This is a genomic window from Pseudomonas sp. TMW22090 (assembly GCF_022496665.1).
GTDB classification, from domain to species: domain Bacteria; phylum Pseudomonadota; class Gammaproteobacteria; order Pseudomonadales; family Pseudomonadaceae; genus Aquipseudomonas; species Aquipseudomonas gregormendelii.
The window spans coordinates 266,237-280,553 of sequence record NZ_SCFH01000001.1; the positions used below are offsets into that span (position 1 = coordinate 266,237).

Here is a 14,317-nt window from a genome sequence, read left to right on the forward strand (position 1 = left end):
GGGTCAACCGTGATCCGGTTTCACAGGTTTTTCGAGGTCAGTGATGAATAGAATCGGTAGGTTGATGTGCCTTCTGGCGCTGCCGTATCTGTGTCCGTTGGGCCAGGTGCAGGCCGCTACGGTGGGCGATACCTTGAGCACCCCGGCGATGCGTTCGCCCCAGGCACAGCACGCCGTGCTGCTGGACCTGGCCCGGGCGGGCGAGCGCCTGGTGGCGGTCGGCGAGCGGGGCATCGTGCTGCTTTCCGACGACAACGGCAGCAGCTGGCGTCAGGCCGAAGTACCGGTCTCGGTCAGCCTGACGGCGGTGCAGTTTGCCGATGCCAGTAACGGCTGGGCGGTAGGGCATGCCGGTGTGGTGCTGGTTTCCCATGACGGTGGCGAGCACTGGGCGGTGCAACTGGACGGTCGCCGTGCCGCGCAACTGGAGGTGCAAGCGGCCCGCGACGACCTGCCCGGTGCAATCGACCAGGACGCCGCTGCTGCACGAGTGCAAACGGCAGAACGCCTTGTGAGTGACGGGCCGGACAAACCGTTCCTCGCCCTCAATGTCGTCGATGAACAGCACGCCGTGATCGTCGGCGCCTATGGCCTGGCCTTCGCGACTCGTGACGGTGGGCGCAGCTGGCAGTCGCTGGTCGGCCACATCGACAATCCGATGGGCGCGCACCTCTATGCCATTGCACGCCAGGGCGAGCGCTGGCTGATCGCCGGGGAGCAGGGTTACCTGGCTCGCTCGGACGATGGCGGTCACACCTTCGCGGCCCTGGACAGCCCTTACCCCGGGAGTTTTTTCGCCCTGCAAATCAGCCAGGACGGCACGGCGCTGGCGGCCGGGCTCAAGGGTAACGCGTTCATCTCGACCGACTTCGGCGACAGCTTCCAGCCAGCGCCCGTGCCAATGCCGGTTTCTTTCAGCGATGCGATTCGCACCGCCGACGGCCAGTTGCTGCTGGTGAATCAGGGCGGCGCGCTGTTTCGCTCCGGTGCCCGGCCAGGTGCGCCGCTGGTGCCTTATGGCAAGCCACTGGGTAAACCGGTCGCCAGCGTGGTCCAGGCCGCCGACGGCAGCCTGGTGCTGGCAGGTTTCACCGGTTTGACGCGCGTATCGCCACCATCTGCCATTGCTTCGGAGTGAGGTTATGAAGTCTTTCGACAACGCCACGGCAAGCCTGGCGAATTTCGATCCGCGCTCCGGCTCGATGGTGGAACGCACCTTGTTCAACCATCGGTTGTGGGTGCTGCTGGTGTGTGTGGTCACCACGCTGGTCTTGGGTTATCAGGCCACGCGTATCGAGTTGAACGCCAGCTTCGAAAAAATGATTCCCACCGAACAGCCGTACATTGCCAATTACCTTGAGCACCAGAAACAGCTCAGTGGCCTGGGCAATGCGCTGCGCATCGTCGTGGCCAACCGTCAGGGCGATATCTACAACGCCGAGTACCTCAAGACCCTGCAGGCCTTAAGCGACAAGCTCTACCTGCTGCCAGGTGTCGACCGTGCGTACATGAAGTCCTTATGGACGCCGGCCACTCGCTGGGTGGCGGTCACTGAGGACGGCCTGGATGGCGGGCCTGTGATTCCTGATGACTACAGTGGCACCCAAGCCAACCTTGAAGCACTGCGACGCAACGTGCAGCGCTCCAATGAACTGGGGCAACTGGTGGCCCTGGACCAGACTTCCAGCATCATCTACGTGCCTCTGTTGGCCAACACCAGCGACGGTCAGGCGCTCAATTATTCGACCCTGTCCGAGCAGCTGGAGTCGCTGCGCAGCACTTACCAAAGCGATAGCATCGACATCCATATCACCGGTTTCGCGAAAAAAGTCGGCGACCTGATTGCCGGCCTGAAGCAGATTTTGCTGTTCTTTGCCGTCGCCATCCTCATCACCACCGCCGTGTTGTTCTGGTACACCCGCTGCCTGCGCAGCACCTTGCTGGTGGTGTTGTGCTCCCTGGTGGCTGTGGTGTGGCAGCTCGGCTTGCTGCCGCTGTTGAATTACCAGCTGGACCCGTACTCGGTGCTGGTGCCGTTTCTGGTGTTCGCCATTGGTATGAGCCATGGCGCGCAGAAAATGAACGGGATCATGCAGGACATCGGCCGGGGCATGCATAGGGTGGTGGCGGCGCGGTTCACCTTTCGACGCCTGTTCCTGGCCGGGCTGACCGCGCTGCTGTGCGATGCGGTGGGGTTTGCGGTGCTGATGCTGATCAAGATCCAGGTCATCCAGGACCTGGCGGTAATCGCCAGTATCGGCGTGGCCGTGCTGATCTTCACCAACCTGATCCTGCTACCGGTGTTGCTGTCGTATGTCGGCGTCACGCCCCGGGCGGCGCAGTTGAGCCTCAAAAGTGAACAATCCGAACAGGCTGGCCAGCGTCGCCATGCCTTCTGGCGCTTTCTCGACCTGTTCACCCGGCGCCGCTGGGCGACCCTGTGCATTGCCATCAGCCTGGCCCTGGCCGCAGTGGGTTTTCTGGTCAGCCTGCAGCTGAAGATTGGCGACCTTGATGCGGGTGCGCCGGAGCTGCGCGCCGACTCGCGGTACAACCAGGACGACGCCTTTCTCACCCGGCACTACGGCGCCAGCAGTGATCTGTTCGCGGTGATGGTGAAAACGCCCGCCGGCCAATGTGCGCGCTACGACATCCTGGCCAAGGTCGATGCCCTGGACTGGCAATTGCGCGCGTTGCCAGGGGTGGACTCGACCAACTCGCTGGCCTTGCTCAACCGCCGCATGCTGGTGGGCCTGAGTGAAGGCAGCCCGAAGTGGTATGAGCTGCAGAACAACCAGGCGATGCTCAACATGATCACCGCCAGCGCGCCCCGTGGCCTGTACAACGAAGACTGCAGCCTGCTGACCCTGTATGCCTACCTCACCGACCACAAGGCCGAGACGCTCACGCGCCTGGTTGAGCATGTGGAGGCATTTGCCGCCGCCAATAACACCGATGAGGTGCAGTTCCTGCTGGCCGCAGGTAACGCCGGCATCGAGGCCGCCACCAACATCGTGGTCAAGCAGGCCAATCGCGAGATGCTGTTCTGGGTGTATGGCGCGGTGATTGTGTTGTGCCTGATTACCTTCCGCTCCTGGCGTGCGACGGTGTGCGCGGTGATCCCGTTGATGGTGACCTCGATTCTCTGCGAGGCGCTGATGGTCTGGCTGAACATCGGCGTCAAGGTCGCCACGTTGCCTGTAATCGCCTTGGGTGTCGGCATTGGCGTGGACTACGCGTTGTACGTGATGAGCATTCTGCTCGGTCACCTGCGCCAGGGCGCGAGCTTGTCCGAAGCCTATTACCGGGCACTGGTTTCCACCGGCAAGGTGGTGATGTTGACCGGTATCACCCTGGCCATTGGCGTGGCCACCTGGATTTTTTCCCCGATCAAGTTCCAGGCCGACATGGGCGTGCTGCTGGCCTTCATGTTCGTCTGGAACATGGTGGGGGCCCTGGTGTTGTTGCCGGCGCTGGCGTACTTCCTGTTGCCCGCGCGCAGCGCTGCAGCCACTGCAGCCACTGCCGGCGTGCCGGTGAGTACGAGCGCCGCAAAACTCCCAGTGGCTGACGTTAATCACCTGCGCGCCGAGGAGCCTTGCCATGGTCGCTGAACAGTCTGTCTCTAACCCCCCTCGGCACGCCGGTTTGCCGCAATCCTTGCTCCTGCTGCTGGGCAGCTGCCTGCCTGTATTGGGGGCGGTGTTGCTGGCCCCGGTGCTGCCGCGGATGCAGGCGCACTTTGCCGATGTGGCGGGCAGCGCTGTCATGGTGCCGATCGTGCTGACGTTGCCGGCCCTGATGATCGCCCTGTTGGCACCGTTTGCCGGCCTGCTCGCTGACCGCCTGGGGCGCAAGCCGCTGCTGTTGGTGAGCATGGCGCTGTACGTGATATGCGGGGTGCTGCCGCTATGGCTCGAGTCGCTGCCCGCCATTGTGGCCAGTCGCGCCGGTATCGGCCTGGCCGAAGCGGGCATCATGACCTGCTGCACCACGCTGATGGGCGACTACTACAGCGGGGCCAGGCGCGAGCGCCTGTTTGCCTTGCAGATGGTCGCCACGTCGCTGTCGGCTGCCGTGTTTATCGCCCTGGGTGGCTTCCTCGGGCAGAACGACTGGCGCACCCCATTCGCGCTGTATGCCGTGGGCTTGATCTTTCTGCCGTTGATGGCGTGGAAACTCTGGGAGCCCCAACCCCAACCACTGGCGCGCACCGGGCAGTCCCAGGCGAACATCACTCCGGGCAAGTTCCCATGGCGCGCCCTCACACCCATGTATGCCCTGGCACTGCTGGCCGGTCTCAGCCTGTTTATCGTGCCGGTACAGGCCGGGTATCTGCTCAACCTGCTGCACGTGGACGCCCCGCAGCAAATAGGCATGACCATGGGCGCCAATCAGCTGGGGGTACTGGTCGGTGCGCTGAGCTTTCGTTTATTCAGCGGCGTGCGCAGCCAGCATTTGCTGCTGATTGCCTATGTGCTGGCGGGTGTCGGCGGCTTGCTGATGGCGAACGCCGGCAGCCATGCGCAGGTAGTGGTTGCGGTGCTGGTCAATGGCCTGGGTATCGGCCTGATGCTGCCCACCCTCATCACCTGGATCATGGCCCAGGTCGGGTTTGATCAACGTGGCCGCGCGGCCGGCTGTTTTACCGCGGCAATTTTCGCCGGTGAATTCATCAGCCCGCTGGCGGTGCTGGGCATGACCGCAGGCGACAGCTCAGCGTTACCCCAGGCACTGGCCATCGTCGGTTGGCTGCAGATCCTGATCGCGCTGTTTTGCCTGGCGGTGCCCAGGTTGGGTGGCCTGTTGGCCAGCGCCAACGCGGACGTGCGCAACACCATTGGCAACGGCCATTGAACGAGGATTTTCCATGCAAGCGCTTCCCCCCTTCAAACGCGTGGTCACCGGCCACGCAGCAGACGGCCAGGCCATCGTGGTCAGCAACGGGCCTACGCCCAGTGTCTTCCCGCTGCTGGCCGTGCCCGGCACGGTGTTTCATGAACTGTGGAACAGCAGCGCCAGCCCGGCGTTGCTGGATAACGCCGATGACCCCACGAGCAAGCCGCTGCAACTGAGTCCCGACCCGCACGGCAGCGTGATCCGCGTGGTAGACATCCCGCCGGACAGCGTGCAGAACCAGGTCAGCGATGAAAACGCGGCGGCGGTGTTTGCCGAAATCGGTGAGTCCCACGCGGGCACTGGCCAGGCCAATGCCCGGCACAAATTGATGCACCGCACCGAAACCCTCGACTACGGCATCGTGACCGAGGGGGAGGTGTGGCTGGTGCTGGACGAGGAAGACGTGCACCTCAAGCGCGGCGATATCGTGGTGCAACGAGGCACCCACCACGCCTGGAGCAACCGCACCGACGCCATGGCTCGCATGGTCTTCATTCTTCTTGACGGGCGCTTCGCTGCAGAACTGCGCAACGGCCCGGAGGCTTCTGCATGAAACTCGCCACCCTGAAAAACGGCAGCCGCGACGGGCAACTGGTCGTGGTCTCGCAGGATCACCAATGGGCGCTGGACGCCAGCTGCGTCGCCCACACCTTGCAGCAGGCCATCGAGAATTGGGACAGCGTCGAACCCCGCCTGCAGGCGCTGGCCCGTCAGCTTGAGCAAGGCGAACGCAGTACCGCGATCGCCTTCGAGCCCGCCCAGGCCATGGCGCCGCTGCCCCGCGCCTACCAGTGGTGCGACGGCTCGGCGTTCCTGAGCCACGGCGAGCTGATGCAGAAGGCGTTCAACCTCGAGCCCATCGACGGCGCCGACCGCACGCCCCTGATGTACCAGGGCGCCGGTGACGATTTCATTGGCGGGCGCGACGATATTCCGTTGCCGAGCGAGAGCCAGGGTATCGACTTCGAAGGCGAGTTTGTGGTGCTGGTGGACGATGTGCCCATGGGTTGCGGGGCAGGGCAGGCGCTTACGCATATAAAGCTGATTCTGCAGATCAACGACGTCAGCCTGCGGGCCCTGGCCCCTCGGGAAATGCGCAGCGGTTTCGGCTTTCTGCAGGCTAAGCCGTCATCCAGCTTCGCGCCACTGGCCATTACCCCGGACGAGCTGGGTGAGGCCTGGTGCGAGGGTCGCGTACAGCTGCCGCTGCACGTGCAGTGGAACGGCCAGTGGTTTGGTCACCCCCACGGAGGGCAGATGAACTTCAATTTCGGCGAGTTGATCGCCCATGCCGCACTCACTCGACGGCTGCGCGCCGGCACGCTGATCGGCTCCGGGACGGTATCCAATGCCGAGCGCAGTGCCGGTTCGGCCTGCATTGCCGAGCGCCGCGCGATCGAGATGATCGAGCACGGCGCTGCGCGAACCGGCTTCATGCGCTTTGGTGATCGCGTGCGCATGGACGTCCTGGGAAGCGAAGGCCAGTCGTTGTTCGGTGCGATCGACCAGCGCGTCGTTGAAGCCCAGGGTTGAGGATCGCCATATGCGTGTGTTGATTACCGGAGCCAATGGCTTCGTCGGCCGCGAGCTGGTGCGTTGCCTGCTGGCGCGGGGCAGTCTGCGGGGGCGGGTCATCCGTTCCCTGCTGGTCCTGGATACCGATCTGCAGGGCTTGCCGGATGATGCGCGGCTGCGCCGTCATGTCGGCAGTATCACGCAAGCGGCATTGATCCGCCGTGTGCTGGCCGACGGCATCGATGTGGTGTTTCACCTGGCGAGCATTCCGGGTGGGGCGGCGGAGGATCAGTACGAGTTGGGCTATCAGGTCAACCTGCTGGCGAGTCTGGAGTTGCTCAACCAACTGCGCAACAAGGCTGTGCCGCCGGTACTGGTGTATGCCAGCAGCGTCGCGGTGTACGGCGGCGATTTGCCGGCGAAGATGAACGAGCAGGCCGAGTTGTACCCGCAATTGTCCTACGGCACGCACAAGGCGATGGTCGAGCGTGTGGTCAGCGACCTCGGCCGGCGTGGCGAAGTGGACGGTCGGGTGCTGCGCCTGCCCGCAATTGTGGCGCGGCCGCGGCAGCCCAACGGTTTGCGCTCGGCGTTCATGAGCGATCTGCTGCGTGCATTTGCCGAGGGTGCCGCCTACGAGTGTCCGGTATCGCCCGAGGCGACGGCCTGGTGGATGTCGGCCCGTTGCTGCGTGAACAACCTGATCCACGCGGCCGAAATCGATGGCCCGTTGCTGAGTCAGCGGGTGTGGCAGTTACCGGTGTTGCACCTGTCCATCGCCCAGGTGGTTGACGCCCTGGCGGCCAGTTATGGGCAACAACGCCGCGAACTTGTTTCCTATGCCGCCGACGCCCGGCTGGAGGCGCTATTCGGGCGCCTGCCGCCGCTGAAAACCCCGCTCGCCCGTGCTGCCGGCTTCAACCATGACGGCAACGTAGCGGCGCTCATTCGCAATTCCCTCAATCCAGCGCCTCCCAGGCACATACCGCTCACCGGAGAGACCTTTCATGAAGTCTGAACGTCGCCTCGTCGACCTGTCGGTCACCCTCGACAACAATCCCTACACCGATCCGCCTCCGCTATTGCCCAGGATCGACTACATGGACCATCAACAGGGTTGGCCGGAAATGGCTGCCATGTTCCCCGGACTGCAACTGGAGCAGCTGCCCGGCAACGAATCCTGGGCGGCAGAGCGCCTGCAAATCACCACGCACAGCGGCACGCACATGGATGCGCCCTGGCATTACGCATCCACCACCGATGGCGGCCAGCCGGCATTTGGCATCGACGAATTGCCCCTGGACTGGTGCCTGCAACCGGGTGTGAAGCTGGACTTTCGGCACATGGCCGATGGGCATGTGGTGACGGCCGACGAGGTCGCGGCCGAATTGGCGCGCATTGAGCACGTGCTGCAGGCGCTGGATATCGTGCTGGTCAATACCCGCGCCGGCGCACTGTTCGGCCAGCCGGGTTACCTGGATGCCGGCATTGGCATGGGGCGCGAGGCCACCTTGTATTTGCTTGAGCGCGGAGTGCGGGTGGTCGGCACCGATGCCTGGAGCTGGGATGCGCCGTTCAAATACACTCGCGAGCGCTTCGCCGCCGACGGCGACGCGGCCATCATCTGGGAAGGGCACAAGGCCGGGCGAGACATCGGTTACGGGCAAATGGAAAAACTCGCCAACCTGGAAACCCTGCCGGCCAAGGGTTTTGTGGTGTCTTGCTTCCCCTACAAGATCCGGCACGCCTCGGCAGGATTCGTGCGGGCGGTGGCGATTTTCGAAGAGTGAGCCGCGGTATCAATCAACGTTGGTCAAACACAATAAGAGAGGATTTATGGGTCTTTTGCGGATGCCGCCGGCGGCACTTTTTTGCGCGCTGTCACTGGGTAGCGGCCTGGCCATGGCGGCCACGGGTGAGGCAAGGCAACCCAATATCCTGCTGATTCTCGCCGACGACCTGGGTTACTCCGACCTGGGCAGTTATGGCGGCGACATCCAGACCCCGACGCTGGATCAATTGGCCAGTCAAGGCCTGCAGTTCACCAGCATGTACGCTGCACCGACCTGTTCGATCACGCGCTCCATGCTCATGTCCGGCACCGATAACCACCTGGCCGGGCTCGGTACCATGGCCGAAGCCCTGCAACCGTTCCAGCGGGGCAAGCCAGGCTACGAGGGCTACCTGAACCAGCGGGCGTATTCGGTTGCCGAATTGCTCAAGACCGGCGGCTACAACACGCTGATGGTCGGCAAATGGCACTTGGGGCTGGAAGCGGATCAGGGCCCGGACCAGCGCGGCTTTGAGCAATCTTTCACCTTGCTGGAGGGCGGCGCGACGCACTTCAAGCCAGCGGCGACCAACCCAGGCAAAATCGAGCAGGTGCATTACCGAGAAAATGGCCAGCCCGTGGAGCTGCCGGCGAACTTTTATTCCACGGATTTCTACACCGACAAGCTGATCAGCTACCTGCAAAACAGCCAGAAGGATGGCAAGCCGTTTTTCGCCTACGCCGCCTACACCGCGCCACACTGGCCATTGCAAGCGCCCAAGGAGTACCTGGACAAATACCGCGGGCGGTTTGACCAGGGCTACGACAATGTCCGCCTGTCGCGTCTGGAACGCATGAAAAAACTCGGCGTGCTCGCCAGCGAAGTCCAGCCAGCACAGCCGCTACCGGTCAACCCGAAGCTGCCGGGGTGGGACCAGTTGACCCCGGAACAACAGAAGATCGAAGCGCGCAAGATGGAAATCTACGCCGCCATGGTCGATAACCTCGACCACAACATCGGTCGCCTGGTGGAGTACCTGCGGCAAAGCGGCCAGTACGACAACACCCTGATCGTGTTCATGTCCGACAACGGCGCGGCAGCGGAGAATCACGCGCAGTTTTATCCGCCCGGAGCGCACACCGATAACAGCTTCGCCAACCTGGGTAAGCCGGGTTCGCAGATCGACTACGGCCTGCGTTGGGCTGAAGTCAGTGCTGCTCCGTTTCACCTGTTCAAAGGCACCACCGCCGAAGGAGGCATCAGTGTTCCGGCAATTGTCCAACTGCCCAAGGGGCTGGCCCGGCAGGGGATCGAGCACGGTGTCGCGCGGGTGGACGACCTGGCACCGACCTTCCTGGCGCTGGCGGGCATCGCGCTGCCGGAGCAGGCAGAGGCGAGCAGGCATCCGATCACTGGTAAGTCACTGCTGCCCATGCTCGCGGGCAAGGGCAGCCCTCACCTGAACGATAACCTGGCGGGCGAATTGTTCGGCAATGCTTACTACCGCGAAGGCAACCTGAAGTTATTGGGTATGCGGCCCCAGGCAGGTTTCGGCGACAACCGGCAACCGCCGCAATGGCAACTGTTCGATGTAGCTAAGGATCGCGGCGAAACCACGGACCTGGCGGCCAGCCAACCCGAGACGGTGCAGCGTCTGAAGGCGGCCTGGTTGCAGTATGCCGAGCGCGTGGGAGTCGTATTTGCGCCGCGATAGTGGCGCGAGATCCGTCGCAGGGTTGAAGCGCTGGAGTACTTCCAGGTGCGGGCGAGGGCGAACTTGAGCGCAAAGCGAATAAATCGGTTGAAAAAAACTCCTAAACGCCTTAAACGGGATGCTCGCCGGCACGTTGCTCGCAATCGGTAGGTGGGTATCGCCAGTTTACTGGCCCAGGGAGCGTTGATGAGTTTTGATCCATTGCAGGGCTCCCCGCAGCCATTGAGCGACCGCGCAGCCGATGCCGCTCAGCCGCCACGCCACGCGGACCCGCTCGGCCGGGCCGCGGCGGGCGGGCATGACGCGATAGAACGTCTGCTCGATTCGGCGCGCAGCGGTGCCCACACCGGCCATTGGGCGGTTTACCGCGCCGGTGAGCAACTGCATCTGGTCGGGCAGGGTGAGCCGCAGGAACATTGGCCGGCCATTGTTGCCAACGAAGACTTCGAAGCGTTCTGCCTGACCCGGCGCCTGCACCGCTGGCCAACCGGCCGCGGTGAAACCGTGCTGGGGTGGGTACTGGCGCCCCAGGATGATGCCGCCGACCCGATGCTGGCCGAGTTTGCCCAGCGCCTGGGCATCGAGGTGCAGACCAACACCCTGGCGCGCGCGCAGATTACCCAGCGAGTGCTCTATGAAATCACCTACCTGGCCAGTTCGACCCGCGACCGTTTTGTGTTCCTGGTGGGGGTGCACCGGCTGCTGGCCAGCCTGATCGACGCCGAGAACTTCTATCTCGCGCTCTACGACCCGCACACGGGCAAGATCGACTACCCGTACTACGTCGACATCATCGACGTGGATGCCGTGGAGGCCGAACACTACGAGTACCTGGACCCCGCGCACCTGTCGTTGACCGGGCAAGTGTTGACCAGTGGCCAGCCGCTGCTGATCGACGCGGCCGGCATGCTCGCGGCCCAGGAGGAGGGTCGCTTCTACTGCGTGGGAGACCGTCCGGAGTTCTGGATGGGCGCGCCGCTGAAAAATGCCTCTGATGAAGTGTTCGGCATGCTCGCCATGCAGGTCTACGAGGTGTCCCGCACCTACAGCGCTGAGGACCGCGCGCTGTTCCTGGTGGTAGCCCGTCACGTGGCCATGGCGCTGGACCGCATTCTGCACCGTGAGGACCTGGAAGCGACGGTGCTGCGCCGGACCCTTGAGCTGTCGGCACTCAACGACGCGCTGCGCCAGGAAGTGGCGGAGCGTGAACGCGCCGAACACCTGCAGAGCGCGCTGTTCCAGATTGCCGAACTGTCGAGCCGGCCGGGGGACATGACCGAGCTGTTCGAGGCCTTGCATGGCATCGTCGGTGAACTGCTGTTCGCCCACAACTTCTACATCGCACTGTTCGACGACGCCAACGGCGAAGTCACCTTTCCCTATTATGTCGATGAGCGCCAGACCACCCGCCCGCTGGCACGCCGTGGGCGCCGGGGCCTGACCGAGTATGTGATCCGCCAGCGGCGACCATGCCTGGTGGATTCGGCCGAGGCCGAGCGCTTGTCCGCCACCCATGAAACCGAACTGGCCGAGGCGCATATGCGTTCCTACTCCTGGCTCGGTATTCCGTTGTTCGATGGCGACGTCGTGCGTGGTGTGCTCGCGGTGCAAAGCTATACCTCGCAGGTGCGCTATACCCTGCGCGATCAGGAGCTGCTGACGTTCGTCTCGCGGCACATCGACACGGCGTTGTCGCGTCGCACGGCAGCCGAGGCGATCCATGCCGCCAACCTCAAGCTTGAAGCCCGGGTACAGAACCGTACCCGTGAGCTTGATCACGCCAACGCCAAGCTGCAGCACGAGAACCTGCACGACGCGCTGACCGGGCTGCCCAACCGTACTTGCCTGCAGCAGCGTCTTGGCGTGGCCTGGTCGCGGTTCGGCAGCGAAGGCGGGCATCTGGCGGTGATGTTCATCGACCTCGACCGGTTCAAGATGGTCAATGACAGCCTCGGCCATCACTTCGGCGACCTGCTGTTGATGCAAGCCGCGCAACGCCTGCGGGGTTGCCTGCGGGAAACTGACCTGCTGGCGCGCCTGGGCGGCGACGAGTTTTCGGTGCTGGCACCGGACGCGCCGCTGGAAGTGGTGATCGACATCGCCGAGCGGATCCTGGTGGCGTTCGACCTGCCGTTTTTCATCAACGGTCTTGAGGTGTTTTCATCCTGCAGCATCGGAATCGTCAGCGCCGACAGTCAGTTCCATCACGAGCCGGCGGACTTGCTGCGCGATGCCGATGCGGCGATGTACCGGGTCAAGAGTGCCGGGCGCGACAGCTTTGCGGTGTTCAACCAGGAAGTGCGCCGTGAAGTCTCGGACCAGGTCGAGCGCGAAGGGGCGCTGCGCAACGCGCTCAAGCGCACCGATGAGTTGCTGCCGTATTTCCAGCCGATCGTCAGCGTCGCAACCGGCGAACTGCTGGCGCTTGAAGCGCTGATTCGCTGGCATCAGCCTGGGGGCCGGGTAATCGGGCCGGGCGAGTTCCTGCCGGATGTCGAGGGCTTGCGCCTGATCGGTCGGCTGGACCTGTACATGCTCAATTGCATCGCGGTGATCCTCGCCCAACCGGAGCACGCCAACTGGCCGCCGGTGCACGTTAACTGCTCCAGCTACAGCATGACGCGCCCGGAATTCGCCAGTGATGTCCTGGCCCTGCTGGCCCGCCACCAGGTCGCGCCTTCGCGCATCTGCCTGGAGCTGACCGAAGGCGCGCTGGTGGCGGAACCGGCCATAGCCCGCCTGACCATGCAGCAATTGGCCGACAACGGCATGTCGGTGGTGCTCGATGACTTTGGCGCCGGGTTCTCCTCCCTGAGCTATGTGCACCAGTACCGCTTCAGTGGCTTGAAAATCGATAAGTCGTTCATCCTCGAACTTACCTCCAGCCCGCGCAGCCGGGCGATCGTGCGGGCGATTGTGCGCATGGCCGAATCACTGGACCTGAGCGTGGTGGCCGAAGGCGTGGAGGACCAGGCGACGCTGGACTTGCTGCGCGAAATGGGAGCGACGCAAGCCCAGGGATATTATTTTGCCAAACCGATGAGTTTGGAGGCGCTGCTGGAGACGTTGCCTGTCGGAATATCGTGAAGCGAAACCCTTGAAGTCTCGCGCAGGGCCAGGCCGCCGGCGAGCGCGAGCAGGGCAATGGCGATCAGGTAGAACGCTGGCGAGAGATTGCTACCGGTGGTGCTGATCAGCCAGGTCGCCATCAGCGGCGCGGTGCCGCCGAACAGGGTGTAGGCCATGTTGTAGGTGATCGCTGACGCGGTGTAGCGAGTGCGGGTCGGGAAGGTTTCCGAGAGCAATGCCGCGGTGACCACGTTGCACAACACTGCGCCAATCGCCAGCAGCAACACGCCCAGGATAGACGCTGCAAACGACCCGGAACTGGCCATCAGAAATGACGGGTACACCACCACAATCAACAGCACGCAGGCGCTCGCTACGGTCATCCGTCGGCCCACCCGGTCGGAGTACAACCCGGCCAGCGGGCAAATCAGCGCGGCAAAAATCAGGGCGATCAGTGACACCAGCAACGCTGTTGCCCGACTCAGGCCGCCGGCAACTTGCAGGTACGTCGCAAAATAGGTGGTGAACATGTAGAACGACAGGGCCGTTAGCGAGATGAAGGCGCCCAGGCAGCAGATGGCTTTGCCGTGGTCGCGAAACGTGTCCCTGAGCGGGGAGTGTGCCACCGCATGCTGTTGAGTCACGGCCTGGAAAGCCGGCGTTTCATCCAGCCTCCAGCGCAGGTACAGGCCCACCAGCCCCAGTGGCGCGGCAATCAGGAACGGCAGGCGCCAGCCCCAACTGCCCATGGCTTCAGCGGACAAGGACGCTTCGAGCGCGTAAGCCACCACCGCCGCCGAGGCGAACGCCGCAAAGGTCGACACCGGGATGAAACTGCCATACCAGGCTCGTCTGTCATTAGGCGCATGCTCCATCAGATAGGCGCAGGCACCCGCGTACTCACCCCCGGCGGAAAACCCTTGGGCGCAGCGGATCAGGCTCAGCAGCACCGGGGCCATGACACCAATCGCTGCGTACGTGGGTAACAAGCCTATCAGGGTCGTCGCGCCGGCCATCAGCAGGATTGTCATCGCCAGGGTGCGCTTGCGCCCAATCCGGTCCCCCAGCATGCCAAAGAAAATCCCGCCCAAGGGCCGAAACGCAAAGGCCACGGCGAACACGGCGAAGGTTTTCAGCAGTGCGACGCTGGCATCGCCACTGGGGAAAAATTGCTGGGCGATGGTCGTCGCCAGAAAGCCGTAGACGGCAAAATCAAACCACTCGACAAAATTGCCGATAGCGGCGGCGACTATCACTTTTCTCAGGGTCTTCGGGCTGACCTGCTCTGCGGCGGCGCTTGTCATGCTGAACCTCGACGTTTCATCCGTTAGCCTGCGATTATCCGGGC

The 14,317-nt window shown here is 63.5% G+C and carries 10 protein-coding genes; 9 read left to right on the top strand and 1 reads right to left on the bottom strand.

All coding sequences use genetic code 11. The features are described from left to right. The first annotated feature begins 43 nt into the window (after positions 1-43). The 9 genes from EQV97_RS01320 to EQV97_RS01360 all read left to right on the top strand — a co-directional run bounded on the left by EQV97_RS01320 (position 44) and on the right by EQV97_RS01360 (position 12,987). A complete protein-coding gene (locus EQV97_RS01320; protein ID WP_240888213.1) occupies positions 44-1,138 on the top strand; it encodes a YCF48-related protein in 1,095 nt (364 codons plus the stop codon). A 4-nt stretch (positions 1,139-1,142) separates the two neighbouring features. Further along, complete coding sequence (locus EQV97_RS01325; RefSeq protein ID WP_240888214.1) at positions 1,143-3,614, top strand: MMPL family transporter; 2,472 nt, start codon at positions 1,143-1,145, stop codon at positions 3,612-3,614. Next, on the top strand, positions 3,604-4,857 hold the full coding sequence (locus EQV97_RS01330; RefSeq protein ID WP_240888215.1) for an MFS transporter: 1,254 nt from the start codon (positions 3,604-3,606) through the stop codon (positions 4,855-4,857). Before EQV97_RS01325 ends, EQV97_RS01330 begins: the two co-directional genes overlap by 11 nt. Positions 4,858-4,870: 13 nt before the next feature. Beyond that, on the top strand, positions 4,871-5,452 hold the full coding sequence (locus EQV97_RS01335) for a cupin domain-containing protein (protein ID WP_240888216.1): 582 nt from the start codon (positions 4,871-4,873) through the stop codon (positions 5,450-5,452). Then, positions 5,449-6,432, top strand: a complete 984-nt coding sequence (locus EQV97_RS01340; protein ID WP_240888217.1) for a fumarylacetoacetate hydrolase family protein — start codon at positions 5,449-5,451, stop codon at positions 6,430-6,432. The genes EQV97_RS01335 and EQV97_RS01340 overlap by 4 nt, the downstream gene beginning before the upstream one ends. 10 nt (positions 6,433-6,442) lie before the next feature. Next, positions 6,443-7,432, top strand: a complete 990-nt coding sequence (locus tag EQV97_RS01345) for an NAD-dependent epimerase/dehydratase family protein (RefSeq protein ID WP_240888218.1) — start codon at positions 6,443-6,445, stop codon at positions 7,430-7,432. Then, entirely contained in the window at positions 7,422-8,204 is a 783-nt protein-coding gene (locus EQV97_RS01350; RefSeq protein WP_240888219.1) for a cyclase family protein, read from the top strand. The genes EQV97_RS01345 and EQV97_RS01350 overlap by 11 nt, the downstream gene beginning before the upstream one ends. A gap of 46 nt (positions 8,205-8,250) precedes the next feature. Beyond that, complete coding sequence (locus EQV97_RS01355) at positions 8,251-9,900, top strand: arylsulfatase (RefSeq protein WP_240888220.1); 1,650 nt, start codon at positions 8,251-8,253, stop codon at positions 9,898-9,900. A gap of 186 nt (positions 9,901-10,086) precedes the next feature. Next, positions 10,087-12,987, top strand: coding sequence for an EAL domain-containing protein (locus EQV97_RS01360; protein ID WP_201147144.1), 2,901 nt, complete (start codon positions 10,087-10,089; stop codon positions 12,985-12,987). On the opposite strand, the gene EQV97_RS01365 is transcribed toward EQV97_RS01360, so the two are convergent. Further along, positions 12,924-14,273, bottom strand: coding sequence for an MFS transporter (locus EQV97_RS01365; RefSeq protein ID WP_201147145.1), 1,350 nt, complete (start codon positions 14,271-14,273; stop codon positions 12,924-12,926). The two genes, EQV97_RS01360 and EQV97_RS01365, sit on opposite strands and share 64 nt — an antisense overlap. Positions 14,274-14,317 lie beyond the last annotated feature (44 nt).

Excerpts from the sequence above, each read along its gene's own strand:
- EQV97_RS01320 (WP_240888213.1), top strand. The coding sequence starts at position 44 with ATGAATAGAATCGGTAGGTTGATGTGCCTTCTGGCGCTGCCGTATCTG.
- EQV97_RS01325 (WP_240888214.1), top strand. The coding sequence starts at position 1,143 with ATGAAGTCTTTCGACAACGCCACGGCAAGCCTGGCGAATTTCGATCCG.
- EQV97_RS01330 (WP_240888215.1), top strand. The coding sequence starts at position 3,604 with ATGGTCGCTGAACAGTCTGTCTCTAACCCCCCTCGGCACGCCGGTTTG.
- EQV97_RS01335 (WP_240888216.1), top strand. The coding sequence starts at position 4,871 with ATGCAAGCGCTTCCCCCCTTCAAACGCGTGGTCACCGGCCACGCAGCA.
- EQV97_RS01340 (WP_240888217.1), top strand. The coding sequence starts at position 5,449 with ATGAAACTCGCCACCCTGAAAAACGGCAGCCGCGACGGGCAACTGGTC.
- EQV97_RS01345 (WP_240888218.1), top strand. The coding sequence starts at position 6,443 with ATGCGTGTGTTGATTACCGGAGCCAATGGCTTCGTCGGCCGCGAGCTG.
- EQV97_RS01350 (WP_240888219.1), top strand. The coding sequence starts at position 7,422 with ATGAAGTCTGAACGTCGCCTCGTCGACCTGTCGGTCACCCTCGACAAC.
- EQV97_RS01355 (WP_240888220.1), top strand. The coding sequence starts at position 8,251 with ATGGGTCTTTTGCGGATGCCGCCGGCGGCACTTTTTTGCGCGCTGTCA.
- EQV97_RS01360 (WP_201147144.1), top strand. The coding sequence starts at position 10,087 with ATGAGTTTTGATCCATTGCAGGGCTCCCCGCAGCCATTGAGCGACCGC.
- EQV97_RS01365 (WP_201147145.1), bottom strand. The coding sequence starts at position 14,273 with ATGACAAGCGCCGCCGCAGAGCAGGTCAGCCCGAAGACCCTGAGAAAA.